The following is a 20,690-nucleotide window of genomic DNA, read 5'->3' as shown; positions in this document are numbered from 1 at the left end:
ATGGGCACATCAAAATTTCTACTAAAGACAAAAGCCGCTTAAAAAACTTAAGCGGCTTTGTTGTATGTGCTATTTCTTATAATAAAGAAAGAATCTGCTGGTCAGTAGGTTTAATTTTAGAGGGGAAAAATTTCACCAGTTCCCCATTTTCATTGATTAGGTATTTACAGAAGTTCCAGGTAGGTTCCTGATCATTCCATCCATTTTTATTTTTATCAGTTAACCATTGATAAACCACATTCTTGTCGTCACCTTTAACTGATGATTTTTCAAACATCTGAAAAGTAACCCCATAATTTTTCTTACAAAAACCTTTGATTTCAGTATTTGAACCAGGTTCTTGTCCACCGAAATTGTTCGCCGGAAATCCAAGGATTACAATCTTATCGCCATACTCTTCGTTTAATTTTTCAAGATCTGCATACTGAGGCGTGTAGCCACATTCTGATGCTGTATTAACAATCAGCAGTTTTTTACCTTTATATTTGCTGAAATTTATCGGCTCTTCATCAATGGAAGTAAATTTCAAGTCGTAAAAACTGGTTTTTGGAGGAGTATTGCCATCGTTGCTAACAACCTGGCTGTTACAGGCTCCAAAGAATAAGGTCATAATGATAAATAGCGTTTGCATATTACTTTATACGTTTTGTGGTAAAATTACATAACACTCGCGTTTTATTATAGTTTTGTAAAACATAATCGATTTACTGAAATATTTTTATGAAGAAACTATTGTTATTTACACTTGTTGCCTGCTTTTTTTCGGTAGCAAGTTTTGCTCAAAGTGGAGCCGATGCTATTAACGGAACGTGGTTTAATAAAGATAAAGACGCAAAAATTCAGATTTTTAAAAAGGGAAATGAATATTTCGGAAAGATTATCTGGTTAAAAAATCCTAAAAATGAACAAGGACAGGATAAAAAAGACGATAAAAACCCAGATGATAACTTAAAGAAACGTACAATAAACGGACTTGAGATTTTAAAGTCGTTTAAATATGATACGTCTGATGAGAAGTGGTCGGAAGGAACAATTTATGATCCTAAAAGCGGAAAAACTTATGATTGTAAGTTAACCCTAAAAGATAAGAACAATTTAAACGTACGTGGTTTCATTGGTGTTTCTATAATTGGAAGAACCGACGTTTGGACACGTACTAACTAAATCAAAAATTATAGCCAAAAAGAATAAGGATTACTTTTTTTAGCCGTAATTTGTAATTAATGGTAAATATAAGGAATGGTTTTTGAGCAAGGTGTTGCAATGAAAGTGAAAGGGTTATATAGTGTGTTGCCAATTTTTTTGCTGGTAATGTTATTGGGTGTAGGTCCTGCATTTGCTCAGGTAAAAAAGGATACTAAATCTACATCAACGGGTAAAACTACTTCTACTGCTTCTCAGAAAACAGGAGTTGCTAAGAAGCCAGCTGTACAAGATTCTGCTAAAAAAGCAGTTAAACCGGTTGATTCATTATCAAAAGCAAAAGGTAAAACGGCCGTTAATCAGAAAACGGCTGCTGCTGCGGGAAAGAAGACCCCTGATGGTAAAACTGTGGTCGACCCAAAGAAAACACCTGTGAAACCGGTTGTAGTTAAATTGGCCCCCGATCTTATCAAGCCGAATTCGGTAGGGATATTAAAATTGGGGATGCGGATTGATACGATCAAAAAGTTGTTCCCCAAGGATCGCGTGTATCGTGTGTATGTATATGATGCAAAAGATAAATACGAACAATACCAGGTTACAGCTGCAGATAAATCGAGCCAGTTTTTGTTGATTAACCCTGAATGCGACGGTGATTCGATCTGTAGCATCAGGCAAATTGTGGCAAAGAATGTTTACTTCAAAACGGAACGCGACATCAAAGTGGGAATGATGCTGGATGATTTGATTCTGGCATATGGTTTCCTGGAGTCGCGTTGGGAGGAAGAAAATTTAATAGTACGTAATCGGGAAGGGATAGATTTTGTAATGGACACATCTGACATACCAAAACGTTGGTACCGTAAAATGAATCTTGATCGTTTACCACTTCCAACACGGATCATTGGTATTATGATCACCGTCGGATCCCCGCAAACTGCCAGAAATTAAATGCTACTTTATAAAATTCATTTTAATGACGGGCAAATGCAGACATGCATTTGCCTTGTTATTAGCAGCAATATCATAAATCTTTAATAATTTCACATAGCTAACGCTCTGCTTTAATATGGAAACTGTAAACAGAATATTTTTTGAAGGGAATCCTTACCCAAAAGGACATACGATAAAGAAATTTGTGTGGTCCGGCCGCTTAGATCCTAGTCAAGGGATTTATTTTGACTTCCATCTTGAAACTGAAAATTACTACGCTGAAGATAACAGCACTGATGTAAGTGATCCTGAATCAGACTGGACTTCAAAAGGCGTTTGGAGTAATTACCATAAATGTACACTATCTTCGACTAATTGGGATAATGGAGGGGTATTAATAGCGACCGAAAATACGCTGTTAGATTTTGATTCACTTACCTCTACTGTTTTAACTGCTGATAAACTGCCCGAAGGTGTAAATATATTGCCTGACGACTGGAGTGACGATGAGCTTGCTTTCCATATTTACCTGTTAGGACATGATACCTGCGCTGAACATGAGATTAATTTTGCCGACAGAAATACAGATGGTAGTTTTAACATTCAATGGAATGGCCGTATTGCCTTAACGTACGGAGGCGATTATGAATTTAATCACAGTTTTAAAACACTTGTTAATAACGTTAAGTTCTCAGGTATTTATTTACCTTCTGACATAACTACTGTAGAAGCTGTAGAAGCCTTTAAAAAGTTTGTGAAGAACCCCGATCATTTTGAATTAGAGGATTTGAATCCTAAAAGCTTTAAACGCGAGTATAAACTGGTGTTAAAAGATTAACGTGTTTTATTGAGGGTAAGACTGGTTGCTGATACTTTAATGTTGATTGCAACCGGGATAACATTATAAACAACTTTAATTAGTAAGCAAGCGAGCCAGTTAGTTTAACTGGCTCGCTTTTTCTAATGAAATTGGAATATTTTCAGCTGCATTGGCATAGTTAAGTTTTAATATGCCTGCAATCATTACCGGTTTATAAGTGAAATCGATGGCTTCTCCCATTTCCACCTCAATCATAATCGGAATCCCATTTTTACCGCAATAATAACACTGGTTAATAGGCAATGTCGAAAGCAGGAATCGTTTGTGCTTAATCCCTTCTTCTGTAGGAATTATATAACCTTGTAGAGTGACATTCTTATTATCAAGAGATTTAAGTTGTGGGGGAAATACAGCCACCTGTTTGCTTTGGTTAACGGTATTTATTTTCAATGTTCCGATGATATCCCAAACAGGAGATTTAATCATGTCAGATACATGTTGTGCCTTTACCATAAAGCTGCTTGAAAGTAAGGTAGTCAGGATTAATAGCTTTTTCATTTTACTTTTCGATATACTCCGTACCTACCAAGCGAAGCGCATAATGTTCTTCATCCAACTCATTTAACTGGAGTATGCCACTAACGGTAATCACTTTATCTGTATAATTAATCGGACTATTCATTTCAACTTCAACCATTTCCGGTATTCCTGCAGATTTACCACAATAGTAACATTGACTAAATGGTAAAACAGAAATAAGGAAATGTTGCTGGAACTTTCCCGGTTGTAATGGAATTAGATAACCTTTCAGTTGAATAATTGATCCTTCCAATGCTTTAATTTCCGGAGTAAAAATAGGAATATGCCATAGTTGTCCATCAATTGTATCAGTCCGGTACTTTAACGAGGCTATTTTTGTCCAGATTTCACTTGTAATCAAATTATGGAGTTCGTGTGCTGGTAGAGCAGCAGTGTCTCTCGGAACAGGAATTTCACTTATTGTTTTATTGTAAGATGCGGCAATAGGTGAAGTGTTTTCGCCCATTGAACTGCATTGCACTTTTGAAAACAAAAGGAGTATGACCAGTAACCCTAGTAGATACAGGAATACAGACTTATTTTTCTTCAGTTGTTCTAAAAAGTTCATGTTTAACGGCACTATTAAATCTTTAACCGTTTAATCTACTTGTTCGGCTTGCTCCAGAATGATTTCCATATGTGTGGAATCATCAGCATTTAGCTTTATCTTCCCTTTAACAGTAATGATCTTATCTGTATAAGGCAACGCATCTTTCATGATCACTTCTACCATTGGAGGTATATTTCCGGTACCACAAAAATAACATTGACTGATGGGTAATACGGATATCGCGAAATTCTTATGTTTTGCTCCCATTTTAAAAGGAACAATATAACCTTTTAGCTCCATCAGTTTGCCATTGGCATCTTTAAGCCGATCACTGAACACAGGTGCAAAATCGCCGCTTTTATCCATCTTATAGCTAAGATCATTTATGATATCCCAGCTAGCTGATTTTATTGCCAAATGCTCTGGCGGTCGCTCCGCTTTTTGGGCTTTAGCAGATAAGCTGGCAATTGTTACCGCTGCAATGAAAGTGAGTGTGAATATGTTCTTTTTTGTCATTTTAGTTTGATTGAGTCCATGGTCCATAGTCGATAGTCCATGGTATTTTTATCCAGTTTTAGCTATGGTCTATGGTCAATTGACTATGGACTGATTTAATTCTCTGCCAATGTTTTTGAAATATCTGTTTTGTATGCTTGTATCGCTGGGATAACAGAAGCAATCAATCCGATGATCAATCCTCCGGCTATTAATTTATATTCATCCTTTACAAACGCTAAACCTGTTAACTTAGTTTGTTCGGCATCCTGATATTTCCCAATGATTTCCAACGCTCCGTGCGACCACAACAAGCCAATAACTGTGGCAATTGCTGCTAAAAGCAAGCCTTCAGTGATGATTAAAAGGAATACTTTAGAACGGGAAGCTCCAATTGTCCTGATAATAGCCAGATCATATTTTCTGTCTTTTAATGAATTGTAAAGACTGATGAATACACTAAATATTGAAATAACAATTATTAAGCCTGCGAACCATTGTAAAGCGTTTACGCCAACACCGATAAGTGAGAATAATCGTGCACTTTCCTGTGCAGGAGAGGCGGCCTGCATATTGGTTTCATTATTTATAAATCGAGGGAAAGTAACTACACTTACTGGAGATCGGTATTTGATCAATAAAGCTGTGATTTCATGATCGTCAGTTTCCGGTTCATCCGAGTGTGGTGTTGGTGTTTGTGTTAATGGGGCTTCACCATGAAACTGATCGTGAACCAATTTCATCTCGTCGACCTCTTCTGTATCTTTTTTAGCGGTTTCAATTTCACCTTGCTTGTGTCCGTGCGCATCATGATCAGCCGTTTCTACCGACTCGTGCATTCCCCAAATACTTTCCATTGAAGTTAAAACAAGATTATCCGCCACTGATCCATTTTCTTCAAAAATTCCTGTAACCTTATAATCATGTTCATGGTGTTCTTCTCCACCTGCACTTAAGCCGTGTGAGCCATGAAACGTATCGCCAACTTTTAAATGTTTTACACGGGCTACATTAGCACCAATATTAACTTCAAACAAGCTGTCGAATGGTTTGCCCTGGGCAAGCTTTAATTCATATAATTCAGCAAATTTGGGATTGGTTCCTACAATTCGAAACTGTTCAAAACTATCACCCAAGCCAACAGGAACAGCCATTTTAACAGACGGATTGCGCATAATTGCTTCTGCTTCCGAAAGTTTTATATTACCTGTAGGAAAATCAATATGATAAATGCTTGATAAAATAAGCTGTAAAGGACTCCCTTTTGCACCCACAACAACGTCAATTCCCTTTGAGTTGTTTTCCAGTTTCTTTCCAATTTGATCTGAAACCAACATTAATAATGCAATGATGCCAATACCAAAAGATAACAGCAGCACATTTAATAGAGTAGAGAGTATATTGGCTTTAAGATTGTACCAGCTTAGCTTGATAAGATTCATTTTTAATTAAGGGTTTCAGGTTACGAGTTTCGGATTGTTGAATTATTATGCTCAAATTATCTGATTCACAAATTCCCAAACTCTCAAAGTACATATTGCTTCTCGAAACGTTTTTTTACACGTTCATCATGTGTGGCAATAATTAATGTTGCGTTATTATAATCAGCCTGTTCTTCCAATAATTTTAAAACGGCTTCCGTATTTGCATCATCCAAACTTGATGTCGGCTCATCTGCAATAACAATTTTAGGATGATTAATCATTGCACGTGCAATTGCCACTCGCTGCATTTGTCCCTGGCTTAATTCGGAAGGCATTGATTTGGCTTTAGCGACCAAGTCAAGAGAATCTAGCACTGTCAATGCCCGTTTTTTATCTTGCGGTAATCCGGCGAAATACTGCGCTGCCATTACATTGTTTAACAATGAAAGGTTTTTTATCAGGTGTGGTTGCTGAAAAATAACACCAATATTTTTTCCTCTAAAATGATCAAGTTCGGCTCCTCTCAAATTATAGAGGTCGGTACCTTCAATATTAACGCTTCCACTAGTAGGCTTTAACAAACCACTGATGATGTGTAATAAAGTAGTTTTGCCTGTTCCCGAGCCTCCCAACATAAGCCAATGCTCTCCGGAGTTAATTTCCCAATTGCGGAAGTCAATTTGTACAGAGCCGTTATACTGTTGTTTAACTGATTGTATGCTGATCATTGCAATGCTTGATTATGTTCCGAAAATAGCGATCAAATCCTGAATAAACCAATCGGGCTTTGTAACTAGCTTGTTAGGTGTTAGCGGATAGATTGATTGAAATAACATAAATAAACAATAAATTTACGGCAATTCTATATCTCACTATGCTCCCTGAAAATAAGAGAACACTCAAAAACTGGCAATACGAACTTCATGAAATTATTTACGAATCGGGAACTTTTAAGGGAAAGTTGTTTGATGTTTGTTTGCTGATTGCTATTTGTTTAAGTGTTGTAGTGGTGATGTTGGATAGTGTTCCGGGTATTCATCAGAAATATGGCAATTTACTTTACAGTTTTGAATGGTTCTTCACCATTTTATTTACTATAGAATACATTCTACGATTAATCTGCATTCGAAAGCCAATGGCGTATGCAGTAAGTTCTATAGGAATAATTGATTTGGTAGCAATTGTGCCTACTTATATCAGTTTTTTTGTTGTAGGTTCTCAATATTTGTTGGTAGTTAGAGCTCTACGACTGTTAAGGATTTTCCGAATTTTTAAACTTTGGCATTTTATGGATGAAAGTCGTTTCTTGATTTCAGCCATCTACGCCAGTTTACGTAAGATTAGTATTTTCATGTTGTTTGTTATCATCCTCACCATCATTATAGGTTCATTAATGTACCTGATTGAAGGAGGAGAGAATGGGTTTACCAGCATTCCGCAAAGTATTTATTGGGCAGTAGTAACTATTACAACGGTTGGTTACGGTGATATTTCTCCGGCAACAGCCGTGGGTAAATTATTGGCAACAATGCTGATGCTTTGTGGTTATGCAATCATTGCTGTTCCAACAGGAATTGTGACAACTGAAATGGCGTTCAGAAACCGGAATAAGTTAGGGGAGAAAAGAGTTTGTGGAAATTGTAATAAGGAAGGCCATGAAGTGGATGCAAAGTATTGCAAGTTTTGTGGAAGTGAATTGTGATTAACCATATAAGGGTTTAAACCATATAAGACATATAAGATCATGTAAGTGTCTAAAGGGTTATAATCTTCAATGTCCAAAAATATTTAAACCATATAAGACATATAAGATCATGTAAGTCTAAGTCGTTATATCTTAATGTTCTTATATGTCTTATATGGTTTATTAATTATACGACCTATAAGTTTAAGTCGTATACCTTCAATGTCCTTATATGTCTTATATGGTTTAATTATATACTATATGGTAATCTCCATTTTAATATCTGACCGCACATACAAACCTTTTTCCAATTCAACTTCAACGAAGCCTAGTTTATGATACATGCTTATAGCCGGAGCTAATTTCCGGTTAGAATAAAGTATCACTTTTTGAGCATTCATCTCTTTGGCTTTTTGTAAAACAGCCTGGCCTAACTGCCACCCAATATGATGTCCCTGATATTTTTCGTCTACCGCCATTTTAGTCATTTCAAACACATGATCATCAACCCGTTTCAAAGCAACCGTTCCAACCGATTGCTTATCAATCTCGGCCATGATAATAACGCCACCATGAGCATAAATATGTTCTTCGGGGTTACGTAAAACCTCTTTGTCGATAGGCTCCAGGTAAAAATATTTCTCAATCCACGCACTATTGAGCGCTTCAAAAGCAGCCTGATGAGCAGGCGTGTAGTCAATAATATTTACGATCATCGTTTCCATTACGCAGTTACTTTTTGAGTTTTAAAACCTTGGTTCACTAAATACAATCCTGATAATATTATTGCAGCAGAAACACCAATAATGCTGTTCAGTTTTTCATCTAAAATGAGCCAGCCCATAATAACTGCAATAACCGGATTTATATAGGCATACATAGCCACTACCGAGGTAGGAAGCTTGGATAGTGCATAACTATAACAGGTGTATGAAACAGCCGAACCCAAAATAACCAGGTACGCTAAAGCCAACAAGCCGCTTTGGTCAAACCTTAAATAGCTATAATCATCAAGGAAAGGACTAACCAGAAACAGCATAAGGCCACCTGTTAATGTCTGAATACCCGACGATAAAAAAGGACTTACCTTCTCACTATAGTTCTTTTTCGCAATCATTGTTCCTACTGTCCATGAAATACTTGCAAAAACAATTACAATAATACCAAACAGATAGTCGCGGTTTTCAAAGTCGGCAAGATGATCACTGAAGATTAATGCCAAACCAACAAATCCCAGTAGCGTGCCTAATCCGATTTTCCAGTTCAACTTTTCACTGCCATTGGTAAAAAGATTAATAATAATAACCCAGATCGGCATCATCGAACAAATAATGGTGGCTAATCCACTGCTAACATATTTAACCCCCCAGGCAACAACACCATTTCCCAAAGCAATCATTAACATCCCCGCCAACACCTGCATTCGCATGTCTTTCCAGGCAGGTAATCTTCCATCCTTGAAAAAGAACACCGTAAAGAAGAACGCTGCAGCAGTTGTTTGGCGAATAGCTCCAAACAAAATCGGTGGTATCGATTGAATGCCCACTCGAGTTGCTAAAAAGGTGGTTCCCCATGTTACACAAATAATGGCAAGGGCGATATAGGCTTTGGTATTATTATTCTGCATTTAGATATTCTGTTTCCTTCATTACAAAAGTCAAGAAAAAATTAAAAACAAAACAGATTCAGTTTTTGTATTTTTGACCATATCAGTTTGGTGTCATGCAAGAAAACGTGTTACTCGTCAAAGAAACGCTTTTTGAAAAAATTGCTTTCAATATTCAACGGCTTATTGAGCAGGAAGTTTTAAAAACAGGAGATAAAATGCCATCTGTTCGCACCTTAAGCCGTGAGCAAAAAATAAGTATGTCGACAGTGTTTCAGGCATATTACCTGCTGGAAAAAAAAGGCTTAATTGAAGCGCGGCCGCGTTCAGGTTATTATGTGCGAAAACCTTATAAACGGGTAGCAGCACAACCCGCAGCAACCACTACCTGGAAAATGCCTATCAATGTTCGGGTAGATAGTTTAGTGTCGGATTTTGTGAAGACCACCCATAAAGGCACATTTATAGACCTTACCATTGCCGGACCTTCGATTGAAATGTTGCCTGTTGCGAAACTCAATAAGTCTATTCAAGCTGTTTTGAGGACTAATAAGGGCAATTCATTTCAATATGAGTTTCCACCGGGAAATGAAAATCTCTTACGACAAATAGCGCGTTTGTCGCTAAACTGGCAAGGTTCATTGTCTCCCGATGAAATCATTATTACCAATGGTTGTTTAGAAGCTGTAAATCTCTGTTTACGTGCGGTAGCCAATCAGGGCGATACCATTGCAATTGAATCGCCAACTTATTATGGTGTGTTGCAAACTATTGAAAGTTTGGGGATGAAGGTTTTGGAAATAGCCACACATCCTGAGAAAGGAATTGATTTGGATGAGTTGGAAAAAGCGTTGGGCAAAACGAAAATAGCGGCTTGTTTGTTTACGTTGAATTTTAATAATCCGTTGGGAAGTTGCACGTCTGATGTTGATAAAGAACGTCTGGTTAAATTACTTGCAAAACGTCAGATTCCTTTGATTGAGGACGATATCCTTGGCGACCTCTATTTTGGGAAGAATCGGCCTAAGAACGCAAAGACATTTGATAAAGAGGGGTTAGTTTTATTATGCTCTTCATTTTCTAAAACCATTGCTCCCGGAATGCGCGTAGGATGGACTGCCCCCGGCCGTTATAAAGAAAAAGTTGAGCGATTAAAATTTATGACCAATATAGCAGCCCCTTCACTTATGCAGCAGGCGGTTGCTCATTTTCTTGAAAATGGCCGCTATAATAACCACCTGAAGGGTTTACGACTTACTTATCATATTCAAATGCGAAAATACCGAGAGGCCATATTCAGGTATTTTCCAACCGGAACCAAAGTCACGGATCCTCATGGAGGTCATGTGCTATGGATTGAATTACCGCCCAACTTAGACGCTGTTGAATTACAGCGAAAGTCAATAGAAAATGGTGTGGCAATTTTACCGGGATCAATTTTTTCGGCTCAAAAACGTCACCAGCATTTTGTCAGAATAGGATGTTGTTATCCGTTTGATCAGCAAGTAGAACATGCGATTGAAGTGGTTGGCAATTTGGCAAATGAAATGATGTAAACTTTTTCCTTATCTTTTGGCCACAATCTTTAAAAACCAATATGCAAAAATCAAATTATTATCTCATTGCGGCAGCGGTGTTGTTGTTTACTGCATGCCAGAGCAAAAAGCAAAATAATGACGATGGTTTGTCGGCCTTTAATGCAGACAGTTTAGCCGGTAATATTAAGGTATTGGCTTCTGATGAGTTTATGGGACGAAAACCCTTTACTGAAGGAGAAACAAAAACCATTGAATTTCTCGAAAAACAATTCAAATCCTTAGGATTGGAGCCTGGTAATGGTGATAGTTATTTACAGGAAGTTCCCATGGTAAATATTGCGACCAAGGCAGATCCTATTATGCAAATTAGCAGTAGTAAGGGCAAGTTCGATCTTAAAGGCTTGAATGATTATGTTATCTGGACCGATAAAACGGATTCTGTTATTGAACTGAAAAACTCAGAAATCGTATTCGCCGGTTATGGTGTAGTTGCTCCGGAATATAACTGGAATGATTATGCAGGGTTAGATGTAAAAGGGAAGGTAGTAATGGTGATGGTAAATGATCCAGGTTTTGGTTCTGCTGATACAACGTTGTTTAAGGGTAAAACAATGACTTATTATGGTCGTTGGACTTATAAGTTTGAAGAAGCAGGCCGGCAAGGTGCAAAAGGTTGTTTAATTATTCACAACACTGCAGCGGCAAGCTACCCGTTTAAAGTGGTGCAGAACAATTGGAATACGTCACGATTGCGATTAGATAATCGCGGAAAATCGGAGAAACTATGCGACATGATCGGTTGGGTTTCGGCAGATGCGGCGAAAAAAATACTTGCTGCAGCAGGTAAAGATTCTAGCTTATTAGTTGCAGCCAATAAACCGGATTTTAAGCCTGTATCATTAAATATGCAGCTCTCTGCTAAGTTGAAGGTGAAAGCCACTTATAATAAATCGCATAATGTGATCGCTAAGATTACTGGATCAAAGCATCCTGATGAGTGCATAATTTATACTGCTCACTGGGATCACTTAGGCATTGGAAAGGCTGATGAAAAGGGAGATTCAATTTATAACGGCGCATTAGATAATGCTAGTGCGACGGCTGGTTTGCTTGAGTTGGCAAGGGGTTTTAAAAGCATGAAAGAACAACCGGAACGTACAATCGTTTTCTTATCAGTTACAGCCGAAGAACAGGGGTTATGGGGCTCAGCTTGGTATGCTCAAAATCCTGTCTATCCTTTAAATAAAACCCTGGCCAATATCAATATGGATTGTTTGAATGGTTATGGAAAAACCAACGACTTAGTGGTTGTGGGTAAAGGACAAAGTGATCTGGAAGATTATGTAATGGAATATGCAAAAGATTCAGGTAGATATATTGCATATGAATCACACCCTGAGGCAGGCCATTATTATCGCAGCGATCATTTTAACTTTGCTAAAGTTGGAGTTCCTGCTCTGTATGTAAATAGTGGTGTTGATGTGGTTGGCAAAGGTAAGGAGTTTGGAAAGCAGAAATCAGATGAATACACTTCTCAACGATACCATCGACCATCAGATGAATTTAATGACACATGGAATCTGGTGGGCGCAATTGAGGATTTGCAGCTCCTCTTTAAAGTGGGTAAACATTTAGCAGCCCAGGAGGGAATGCCTCAATGGAAAGAAGGATCAGAATTTAAGGCAATAAGAGAAAAACAATAAAAAAGAAACGGGTTCAGAGTAATTAACTGAACCCGTTTCTTTTTAAATGGTATTAACAGCTTCCAATGATTCCATATATTCCAGAATCAGTCGCATAGCTGTATGGTTTTGTTCAAAATAGTTGGAAGCATTATTTCTGATCTGCTCGGCTGATTGAATAAAAGCATTAGGTTCTAATTCATCGCCGCAGTGTTTGATCATTTGTTCAATTGATTCAGGGGTCGCTTCTAAATGAAATTGCAGTCCCACCACTTTGTCTTTAAATCTAAAAGCCTGGTTAATGCAAGCTCTTGAGCTTGCTGCCAAAGTAGCTCCTTCAGGCAATTCAAATGTATCTCCATGCCAATGAAATACTGTTATTCTGTTTTGTGGAAAATTGAATTTGTGAGTAGCTTCAAAAACTTCCACCGGAAACCATCCAATTTCTTTGAATTTATTCGGAAATACATTGGCTCCTAACACCTCCGCAACTAATTGTGAGCCAAGACATATACCCAAAACAACCTTGTCAGCTTCAATAGCTTTTTTAATAAACTCCTTTTCTGCTTTTAGCCATTCATATTTATCTTCATCATAAACGCCCATTGGTCCGCCCATCACTATTAACCAATCAACATCATTAAGGTCGGGAAGTGTATGATTTTCGAAAAAATGTGTGCTGCTTAGTTCAAAGCCTTTTTCTTTAATCCAGCTTTCTATAAAACCTAATCCTTCAAATGGTACGTGTTGGAAATAATGAATTTTCATACGGATAAGCGTTATTTGATTATAAATACGATTAATTGCAGGTAAAAAATTGTTAAGAGTGTAGATCCAGGTCGTGTTCTTAACTCATTCCGAAAGGAATGTTTTGGTTATGATATCAATTAATATCACAAATCGAGCCAAAAGCAGGAGTTTTTGCTTATGGGGTCTATCAAATATAATACTAAGCTTTCTTTTATTGGTAGATTTTTAAAAATCTTACAAAAAGATAACATAGAACTGTTAAATTTATAACACCCTCTTAACCTTAATGTAAAATATCATGGATAAGCAAAATGTTAAAAAGAAATATAGCAATGGAGAGGTAACGGTAGTGTGGGAAAGTGGCAAATGCATTCATTCACGTATTTGCTTTACAGGTTTACCATCTGTATTTAATCCAACAAAACGACCTTGGATAGCTATTGAAGGAGGCTCAACCAAAGAAATTATTGAACAGGTGAAGCGGTGCCCGTCGGGAGCCTTAAGTTATTACATAAACGGTGAAGAAAACAAAGAGGCCGAACAGCTGGAAACAGTGGTCGAGGTTTTAAAGAATGGACCTTTGTTGATTTATGGTACCTTGAAAGTGAGAGATAGAGATGGAAATGAAAGTATAAAGAATAAAACAACAGCGTTTTGTCGATGTGGAGGCTCTCATAATAAACCTTATTGCGATGGTAGTCATGTGAAAAATGGTTTTGAAGGATAAAACTGTTTGTAGCATAATTAGTTATAGTATCGTATTGTTGTTAAACATGTTTAGTTATGAAAAAAACACTACTTACATTAATAGTTTTTGTTGCTGTCGTTTCATTTATCGCATGCAGTAAAAAAGAGGAGAATAGAGTAGAAGAAGGTTCTTATTCCGGTGATTTTAAAGTGAGTTATGGCTCAACTGTTCACACTGGAAAAACAAGTTTGACTATTGAAGGTAACCGGTTTTCTTCAACTGCCGGAGCGAACAGGTTTCCAGCCGGTGGTTCAGGCTCCTGTACTATAAATCTCGGTAAAATGGCTTTTGCTGATCAAAATTACTGGACAGCCGATTTCGACTGGGGGCTGATTCTCTCTGGAGAGTATGAGTATTCATTTGATGGAAAGAATCTGAACCTTAAAAAAGAGGTAAAATATGATGGAGGAAGTACCATTTATGAATATAAGCTAAAAAAGAATTGAAAATTTATAATTGGTGATTACATGTTTCGTGTTATGAGTTACCATAATATCATCTTTAAAATAAAAGATTAGAAAAGTTAACTCCGGATGGAGTGAAACTAAACCGAGAATTAGTTTCGCCCATTCGGGGCTTATGTATTAGACTGATGTATATCTACTAAGGCTATTCTCCTCCAGAGATTTAAATAATTTAAGCGTCATAAATTCTGAGTATACAATTCGATCCTTCCCAACTTTTTCCGATCGATCCGTTATCATTAATTTAAAACTCGTAACACGAAATTCACAATCCGTAATGAGGTCGTCTACGATGTTTTTCTATAATTCCATATTGCCCAACTATTTAATACAATAGCGAATCCGATAATTTTCAGAAAATGAAACTTGATGTCGTTGAATCCACTTCCTTTTAAAACAACCATACGCATTACTTCGATAAAATAAGTAACCGGACTAAATCTGCTAATCCATTTTGCCCATTCGGGCATACTTTCAATAGGAGTAAATAATCCACTCATTAGCATAAAGATCATTACAAAGAAAAAGGCTACTGACATAGCTTGTTGTTGGGTATCACAATAAGTGGATATTAATAATCCGAAGCCTAACAATGCCAGCAAATAAACAGCAAGAAATGCGTAAAGTAGCAAGATGTTTCCGACCGGAATAATGCCGTAAATAAAGCGGGCGATAATAAATAGTCCAAATGAAAAAATGAACATTCCCAGAACCCAAAATGGAATAAGTTTACCCAAGATAAAATGATGCTTGCGGATAGGGGTAACATTAATTTGTTCGATGGTTCCTATTTCTTTTTCTTTTACAATATTTAGCGACGACATATAGCCGGCAATCATTGTTACCAAAACAGCCAGAATGCCCGGAACCATGAAAAAACGGTAATTTAATAACGGATTAAACCAGTTGGAGCTTGCAATTTCAATCGTTGGTTGTTGGCTAACCCTTGATGGTTGAATCCAGTCGATACGAATGTCATTATTAAAAGCTGCAATGATCTGGCCCAGGTAAGCCCCTCCTAAATTAGCTTTTGTACCGTTAATGGCATTTACGGCAACAAAAAGCTGTTGTTGATTATTTCTCACCAAATCGCGTTCAAATCTTGCCGGAATTTCTAATATTAAGTCGGCTTTATCTGCCTTAATTAATTCATCTGCTTCTGCAAATGATGAATTATATCCTGTCAATTTGAAATAACCGGAAGCTATTATTTTAGAGATCAGCTTTTGTGAATACGGTGAACGATCATGATCTACAACCGCAATTGAAATATTCTTTACTTCATAATTGGCTGCCAAAGGTAAAATGATCAACTGTATAATTGGAGCAGCAAACAGTACAGGTAACAATGCCTTGTTCCTGAATATCTGCTTAAATTCCTTTTGCAATAAAAATAAGATCGTTCTCATAATGTATTTTTTACCGCAAAGTCACTCAGGTGTACGCCTTTTTTCTTTGCGACTTAGCGTCTTAGCGGTTTATCCTAATCTTACATTAAACTTTTTAAGACTCAATGCCAGCAGAAACAGTGTCATTCCCAATAAAATCAATGTTTCTTTCCAGATCGCTGAGAAACCTAAACCTTTTATCATAATTGCCTTTACTATGATATAATACCACTTAGCCGGAACTGCATTAGATAGGATCTGTAATGGTAATGGCATATTTTCAATCGGAAACATAAAGCCGGTAAATAACATTGTTGGCAATAGCATTCCCATTAAGGAGAGTAACATAGCCGTTTGCTGTGAAGCAGTACTTGTGGATATCAATAAACCTAATGAAAGTGCTGTGATAATAAATAAAGTACTGATAGCTACCAATAAAAACACACTGCCATTTGCGGGAACATCGAGTACAAACCTGCTCAAAAGCAAAATAACTGTAAGGTTAACCAGTGAAAGTATTAAGTAAGGAATTGCTTTAGACAGAATAACATAGACGGGTTTAAATGGGGAAACTAACAAGATCTCCATTGTTCCCAATTCCTTTTCTCTAACAATTGAAATCGAAGTCATCATAACACAAACCAACATTAAAACGAGTGCCATTACACCCGGAACAAAGTTAGGTGCTCCTTTTAGCTGCGGGTTGTATAACATTCTGATTTGAGGTGTTATACTTAAAGGTAATGCTTGAAGAGCCTGTTGTTCCTTTTGATAATCTGCAACAATGTTTGAAACGTAGCTTGTTAATGTAGTGGCCGTATTGGGATCGGATGCATCTGCCAGAATCTGTATCTGGGTTTTTTTCAAATGCTGTAAATCCGAGCCAAAGTTATTAGGGAAAATGACAACCAGTTTTATTCTCCCCTCCTGAAACGCTTTTTCAATTTCCTTCGGTCCTAGCACTGATTTATCGATATCAAAATAATTGCTGGCTGCAATTTTGGTAATCAGCTCCTGGGAGGTTAAATCTTTTGCATAATCAACCACCGTAATTTTAGAATTTTTGATTTCATTGGTTAAAGCAAACCCAAAGAGTACAATCTGTACTATTGGTAAGCCAAATAACATAAGTAGTGTTTTCCTGTCGCGGAAAACGTGCAGAAACTCTTTTTTTACGAATGAAAGAAACTGGTTCATTTTTTTGTTTTTTAGCTATTAGCAATTAGTCTTAGCAACTAGGTTAAAGCATCAATTAGTAAATCTTTAGGAGCTAATAGCTAAAACCTAATAGCCAATTCATTAATCTCCGTTTCGTTTTGCTCCCCGGGCCAATTCAAAGAACACTTCATTCATTGAATCGGCGTTAAATTGTTCTTTAAGTCCAGTAGGGGAGTCCAATGCTTCAATTTTACCGTCGACCATAATGGAAACCCGGTTGCAATATTCGGCTTCATCCATATAATGCGTGGTTACAAAAATGGTTACTCCACGTTCTGCGGCTTCGTATATTAAATCCCAAAACTGCCGACGAGTTACAGGGTCAACACCGCCTGTAGGTTCATCGAGAAATACGATTTTAGGATTATGTAATACAGCAACTGAGAACGATAGTTTCTGTTTCCAGCCTAATGGTAAAGCACCAACTAACTTTTTGGTTTCATTTTGTAGCCCTAATTGGTTGATCAGAAGTTCGCTTTTCTCCTTAAGTTCAGCATTGGAAAGTCCATAGATTCCTCCAAAGAATCTGATGTTTTCCGTTACTGTCAGGTCTTCATAAAGAGAAAACTTCTGACTCATATAACCGATGTTCTTTTTGATTTGCTCGGTTTGTTTAAAAACATCAAAACCTGCCACAGAAGCCTTTCCCGAAGTTGGAATGGATAAGCCACAAAGCATGCGCATGGCGGTCGTTTTTCCGGCTCCATTAGCACCCAGAAAACCAAAAATCTCACCAGTCTGTACATTAAAACTAATCTCACTTACCGCTTTAAAGTCGCCGAAATGCTTACTTAGTTTCTCTGCGTGGATTACTGTTTGCATAATGTTTAGTTTATGGTTTATAGATCATAGATCTTGGTTCATAGCTGATAGTCAGCTGTTTATTCTATGAACAATGAACTATGATCCATGATCTAGTTAATTTAACTTGTCATCAACTTGATAAAGCAGTCCTCAATTGTAGGAATGGTTTGCTTAAGTGTCAAATTACGGTGATCTTTCTGTTTAAGGTAATTTATCAACAGCGTCTCATTTTCAGTATTGTTGTTTTTAAATTGAATATGAAGGTATTCGCCAAAAGCATAGCAACTTAATGTTTCTGCATATTGATGAACATCTTTTAATAGTTGATAAATTTTATTCGACTTAATAGCATATAAATTTCCTTTGTAACTACCTATAATTTGTTCTGGGGTATCTATAGATAAAATTTTCCCTGATTGGATTAGTGCAATCCGATCACATAAGGTAGCTTCATCCATATAAGGGGTTGAAACAAGAATGGTAATGCCTTGTTCCTTAAGTTTTTTCAACATTTCCCAAAACTCTTTTCTTGAAACAGCATCAACACCGGTTGTGGGCTCATCCAGAAAAAGAACAGTAGGTTTATGGACCAAGGCACAGCAAAGCGCCAGTTTTTGCTTCATCCCTCCGGATAATTTTCCTGCCCTTCGAGTTTTAAAAGGCTCTATTTGAATGTAAATATCTTTTATGAGATGGTAATTCTCTTCAATTGTGGTATTAAAAACGGTAGCAAAAAACTTCAGGTTTTCCTCAACAGTTAGATCCTGGTACAGTGAAAACCGTCCGGGCATATAACCAACTGTATTCCTGATCTGTTTATAATCCTTAACTATATCAAAACCATCTACAGTAGCTGATCCGCCATCCGGAAGTAGCAGGGTGGTTAGCATGCGGAATATGCTGGTTTTTCCGGCACCATCCGGACCTATTAATCCAAATAGCTCACCTTTGGATACCTCAAACGAAACCTTATCAACCGCAGTCAGGCTCCCTTTGTTATATGTTTTTGTAAGTTCTTTCAGGTTTACCATTTTTTTGTATTTACGATTTTCGGGTTGTTTATTGATATTACGAGTTTCGTGTTGCGCGTTACTGGTTCATATATAATGCATTAGGGTTCAAAACTTCATTATTAATCTCTAATAAAATAATTGTAACATTTAATAAGAACTCGCAACCCTTAACTCGCAACCCGCAATTCCCCTAAAACTTCACCTCACCATACATTCCAATTTTAAGAGAACCGTCATTCGGTACTTTGATCTTTACTGCATAGACAAGGTTAGCGCGTTCATCTTTGGTCTGAATGGTTTTAGGAGTAAATTCGGCTTTATCGTTAATCCAGATGATAGTACCTTGCTGCTCTTTGTAACTGTCTTTTCCGTTATCCGTTAATACTTTAACCTTTTGATTTAACTTGATTTTAGGAAGCTGATCGCCTGTTACATAGGCGCGAAGATTAAGTGACGAAAGATCTGCAATTTTATAAAGTGCTTTCCCCGGTGAAGCCATTTCATTACGTTCAGCATATTTGGTTAGCACAGTTCCTGTAATTGGATTAATGATTCTGCATTTTTCAAGCTGATCATTTGTTTGTGCAATCTGTACTTTAAGCGGATTGGTTTCTTCTGAAATACTTCCTGTTGAGATGGCTAAAGAAGATTGCTGTGCAGCGATTTGTCTTTTTAAGATGGCCACCTGAGAATTGATGTCATCCACTTGCTTTCTTGTAGTTGCATCGTCTTTTAACAGGTTGGTATATCTTACCTGGTCTCTTTCAGCTGCTTTTAATTGTTCCTGCAAAGCTGCAAGTTGAGCTGAAATATCCGGTTTTTTACTTAATGTGGCCTTTATTTGAGCTTCCAGCTGACGTTTCTTAAGATATAATTGAAGGCTGTCGATATAGCCAATCATTGTTCCCGCCGGTATTGTCTGACCTTCCTGAATGTCAAATTGTTTTAATGTGCCTGTCGCCTCAGCTGATATAATCGTTTCTTCAGTTTCAAATGTTCCGGAAGCATCAGAGATATTATCCTTTTGCTTGCACGAAACAAGTAGAAGGAGGGATGAGGCAAATATGATGGTTGTTTTCATTTTTTTTGGATTACACGGATTAGTTTTTGATTACACCGATTTTTACTGATTTTTTGATTGCACTGATTAATTAGGGTCTAAAGCTTTTAATGATCCATTGTGGAACCAGTTTTTTTCGCTCCTGCATCAATTTATTGAATGTATCCTGATCCATTTCGGTAATACCTTTTAAAATCGGACTGGCAACAAATGGAAATACGAGTGAACCCATAAGATTTGCCATGAAATGAAGTGGATGTACCTGTGTTATATTGCCTGTTTTCATTTCTTCAAACAGTTGCTTTATGAAAACTGAACTCATAAGAAAATCTTTGACTCCCAGTTTATTTAGTACCTGCAAAGGTTGAGCTCTAAGTTCACTTAAAATGAATAAAGGTAGATCGGGTTGTTCAGAAAGCATATCGATGTAATGAGCTGCCAGTGTTTCAATTTTTTCATAGAACGTGGTAGACTCATCGTTAAACACTAGCTTAATTCCTTGAATAAACTGTTGCAAACGCTCTCTGATAATGATTTCAAAGAGTTTCTCTTTACTGCGGAAGTAATAATTGAGCAAAGCCAAATTAATCCCGGATTCCATCGCAATATCGCGGGTTTTGGTTGCGGCAAACCCCTTTTGCATAAAGAGCTTTTTAGCCGCCTCCTTAATTTTTTCTTCCGTTGAATTATCTAATTCTTTTGAATTTTTTTTGCTCATTTTATGATTAAGTGCTTGATAAGGCAAATGTTGTAAATAAAAATGATTTAAACAAAAGATTTAATCATTTGAT

At 37.1% G+C, this 20,690-nt stretch carries 23 protein-coding genes; 8 read left to right on the top strand and 15 right to left on the bottom strand.

Annotation, left to right across the window (positions count from 1 at the left end; all coding sequences use genetic code 11):
• Positions 1 to 76: 76 nt before the first annotated feature.
• Complete coding sequence (locus SOLCA_RS12545; protein ID WP_014680826.1) at positions 77 to 631, bottom strand: glutathione peroxidase; 555 nt, start codon at positions 629 to 631, stop codon at positions 77 to 79.
• Positions 632 to 720: 89 nt separating this feature from the next.
• Between SOLCA_RS12545 and SOLCA_RS12540 the strand changes: the two genes are divergently transcribed.
• The 3 genes from SOLCA_RS12540 (at position 721) to SOLCA_RS23195 (ending at position 2,914) form a co-directional block, all read left to right on the top strand.
• Positions 721 to 1,164 carry a DUF2147 domain-containing protein gene (locus SOLCA_RS12540; RefSeq protein ID WP_014680825.1) on the top strand — a complete coding sequence of 148 codons (444 nt, stop codon included), beginning with the start codon at positions 721 to 723 and terminating at the stop codon, positions 1,162 to 1,164.
• Positions 1,165 to 1,239: 75 nt separating this feature from the next.
• The gene (locus SOLCA_RS12535) at positions 1,240 to 2,094 is read left to right on the top strand and encodes a hypothetical protein (RefSeq protein ID WP_014680824.1); all 855 of its coding nucleotides are present in this window, start codon (positions 1,240 to 1,242) and stop codon (positions 2,092 to 2,094) included.
• A 118-nt stretch (positions 2,095 to 2,212) separates the two neighbouring features.
• A complete protein-coding gene (locus tag SOLCA_RS23195; RefSeq protein ID WP_014680823.1) occupies positions 2,213 to 2,914 on the top strand; it encodes a hypothetical protein in 702 nt (233 codons plus the stop codon).
• Positions 2,915 to 3,013: 99 nt separating this feature from the next.
• Here SOLCA_RS23195 and SOLCA_RS12525 read toward each other — a convergent pair whose 3' ends face one another.
• From SOLCA_RS12525 to SOLCA_RS12505, 5 genes are all read right to left on the bottom strand, one after another.
• Positions 3,014 to 3,454 (bottom strand): hypothetical protein, encoded by a 441-nt coding sequence (locus SOLCA_RS12525; RefSeq protein ID WP_042479764.1) that lies wholly within the window; start codon positions 3,452 to 3,454, stop codon positions 3,014 to 3,016.
• 1 nt (position 3,455) lies between these two features.
• Entirely contained in the window at positions 3,456 to 4,043 is a 588-nt protein-coding gene (locus SOLCA_RS22410) for a hypothetical protein (RefSeq protein ID WP_014680821.1), read from the bottom strand.
• A 30-nt stretch (positions 4,044 to 4,073) separates the two neighbouring features.
• The gene (locus SOLCA_RS12515) at positions 4,074 to 4,541 is read right to left on the bottom strand and encodes a hypothetical protein (RefSeq protein ID WP_157604568.1); all 468 of its coding nucleotides are present in this window, start codon (positions 4,539 to 4,541) and stop codon (positions 4,074 to 4,076) included.
• Positions 4,542 to 4,636: 95 nt separating this feature from the next.
• The gene (locus SOLCA_RS12510) at positions 4,637 to 5,962 is read right to left on the bottom strand and encodes an ABC transporter permease (protein ID WP_014680819.1); all 1,326 of its coding nucleotides are present in this window, start codon (positions 5,960 to 5,962) and stop codon (positions 4,637 to 4,639) included.
• 83 nt (positions 5,963 to 6,045) lie between these two features.
• On the bottom strand, positions 6,046 to 6,672 hold the full coding sequence (locus SOLCA_RS12505) for an ABC transporter ATP-binding protein (RefSeq protein WP_014680818.1): 627 nt from the start codon (positions 6,670 to 6,672) through the stop codon (positions 6,046 to 6,048).
• A 146-nt stretch (positions 6,673 to 6,818) separates the two neighbouring features.
• Here SOLCA_RS12505 and SOLCA_RS12500 point away from each other — a divergent pair, with 146 nt between their 5' ends.
• Positions 6,819 to 7,646 carry an ion transporter gene (locus tag SOLCA_RS12500; RefSeq protein ID WP_014680817.1) on the top strand — a complete coding sequence of 276 codons (828 nt, stop codon included), beginning with the start codon at positions 6,819 to 6,821 and terminating at the stop codon, positions 7,644 to 7,646.
• 239 nt (positions 7,647 to 7,885) lie between these two features.
• On the opposite strand, the gene SOLCA_RS12495 is transcribed toward SOLCA_RS12500, so the two are convergent.
• Positions 7,886 to 8,353, bottom strand: a complete 468-nt coding sequence (locus SOLCA_RS12495; protein WP_014680816.1) for a GNAT family N-acetyltransferase — start codon at positions 8,351 to 8,353, stop codon at positions 7,886 to 7,888.
• On the bottom strand, positions 8,353 to 9,255 hold the full coding sequence (locus SOLCA_RS12490) for a DMT family transporter (protein WP_014680815.1): 903 nt from the start codon (positions 9,253 to 9,255) through the stop codon (positions 8,353 to 8,355). The genes SOLCA_RS12495 and SOLCA_RS12490 overlap by 1 nt, the downstream gene beginning before the upstream one ends.
• Before the next feature lie 95 nt (positions 9,256 to 9,350).
• Here SOLCA_RS12490 and SOLCA_RS12485 point away from each other — a divergent pair, with 95 nt between their 5' ends.
• Positions 9,351 to 10,790, top strand: coding sequence for an aminotransferase-like domain-containing protein (locus SOLCA_RS12485; RefSeq protein WP_014680814.1), 1,440 nt, complete (start codon positions 9,351 to 9,353; stop codon positions 10,788 to 10,790).
• Positions 10,791 to 10,831: 41 nt separating this feature from the next.
• Positions 10,832 to 12,475, top strand: coding sequence for a M28 family metallopeptidase (locus SOLCA_RS12480; RefSeq protein WP_014680813.1), 1,644 nt, complete (start codon positions 10,832 to 10,834; stop codon positions 12,473 to 12,475).
• A gap of 42 nt (positions 12,476 to 12,517) precedes the next feature.
• On the opposite strand, the gene SOLCA_RS12475 is transcribed toward SOLCA_RS12480, so the two are convergent.
• A complete protein-coding gene (locus SOLCA_RS12475) occupies positions 12,518 to 13,222 on the bottom strand; it encodes a type 1 glutamine amidotransferase (protein WP_014680812.1) in 705 nt (234 codons plus the stop codon).
• A gap of 280 nt (positions 13,223 to 13,502) precedes the next feature.
• Here SOLCA_RS12475 and SOLCA_RS12470 point away from each other — a divergent pair, with 280 nt between their 5' ends.
• Positions 13,503 to 13,931, top strand: coding sequence for a (4Fe-4S)-binding protein (locus SOLCA_RS12470; protein WP_014680811.1), 429 nt, complete (start codon positions 13,503 to 13,505; stop codon positions 13,929 to 13,931).
• A gap of 56 nt (positions 13,932 to 13,987) precedes the next feature.
• A complete protein-coding gene (locus SOLCA_RS22405; protein WP_014680810.1) occupies positions 13,988 to 14,398 on the top strand; it encodes a hypothetical protein in 411 nt (136 codons plus the stop codon).
• Between the two features lie 305 nt (positions 14,399 to 14,703).
• Here SOLCA_RS22405 and SOLCA_RS12460 read toward each other — a convergent pair whose 3' ends face one another.
• From SOLCA_RS12460 to SOLCA_RS12435, 6 genes are all read right to left on the bottom strand, one after another.
• Entirely contained in the window at positions 14,704 to 15,825 is a 1,122-nt protein-coding gene (locus tag SOLCA_RS12460) for an ABC transporter permease (protein WP_014680809.1), read from the bottom strand.
• 69 nt (positions 15,826 to 15,894) lie between these two features.
• Positions 15,895 to 17,001 carry an ABC transporter permease gene (locus SOLCA_RS12455; RefSeq protein ID WP_014680808.1) on the bottom strand — a complete coding sequence of 369 codons (1,107 nt, stop codon included), beginning with the start codon at positions 16,999 to 17,001 and terminating at the stop codon, positions 15,895 to 15,897.
• A 102-nt stretch (positions 17,002 to 17,103) separates the two neighbouring features.
• Positions 17,104 to 17,844, bottom strand: a complete 741-nt coding sequence (locus SOLCA_RS12450) for an ABC transporter ATP-binding protein (RefSeq protein WP_014680807.1) — start codon at positions 17,842 to 17,844, stop codon at positions 17,104 to 17,106.
• 101 nt (positions 17,845 to 17,945) lie between these two features.
• Positions 17,946 to 18,857, bottom strand: a complete 912-nt coding sequence (locus SOLCA_RS12445) for an ABC transporter ATP-binding protein (RefSeq protein ID WP_014680806.1) — start codon at positions 18,855 to 18,857, stop codon at positions 17,946 to 17,948.
• A gap of 172 nt (positions 18,858 to 19,029) precedes the next feature.
• Positions 19,030 to 19,920: an HlyD family secretion protein gene (locus SOLCA_RS12440; RefSeq protein ID WP_014680805.1), complete on the bottom strand. Its 891-nt coding sequence runs from the start codon at positions 19,918 to 19,920 to the stop codon at positions 19,030 to 19,032.
• 70 nt (positions 19,921 to 19,990) lie between these two features.
• Complete coding sequence (locus tag SOLCA_RS12435; RefSeq protein WP_014680804.1) at positions 19,991 to 20,617, bottom strand: TetR/AcrR family transcriptional regulator; 627 nt, start codon at positions 20,615 to 20,617, stop codon at positions 19,991 to 19,993.
• Positions 20,618 to 20,690: the final 73 nt, after the last annotated feature.

The organism is Solitalea canadensis DSM 3403 (assembly GCF_000242635.2).
In the GTDB taxonomy this organism is placed as follows: domain Bacteria; phylum Bacteroidota; class Bacteroidia; order Sphingobacteriales; family Sphingobacteriaceae; genus Solitalea; species Solitalea canadensis.
Note: the sequence above shows the minus strand (reverse complement) of the source record. Positions and strands in the feature narration are given on the sequence as shown.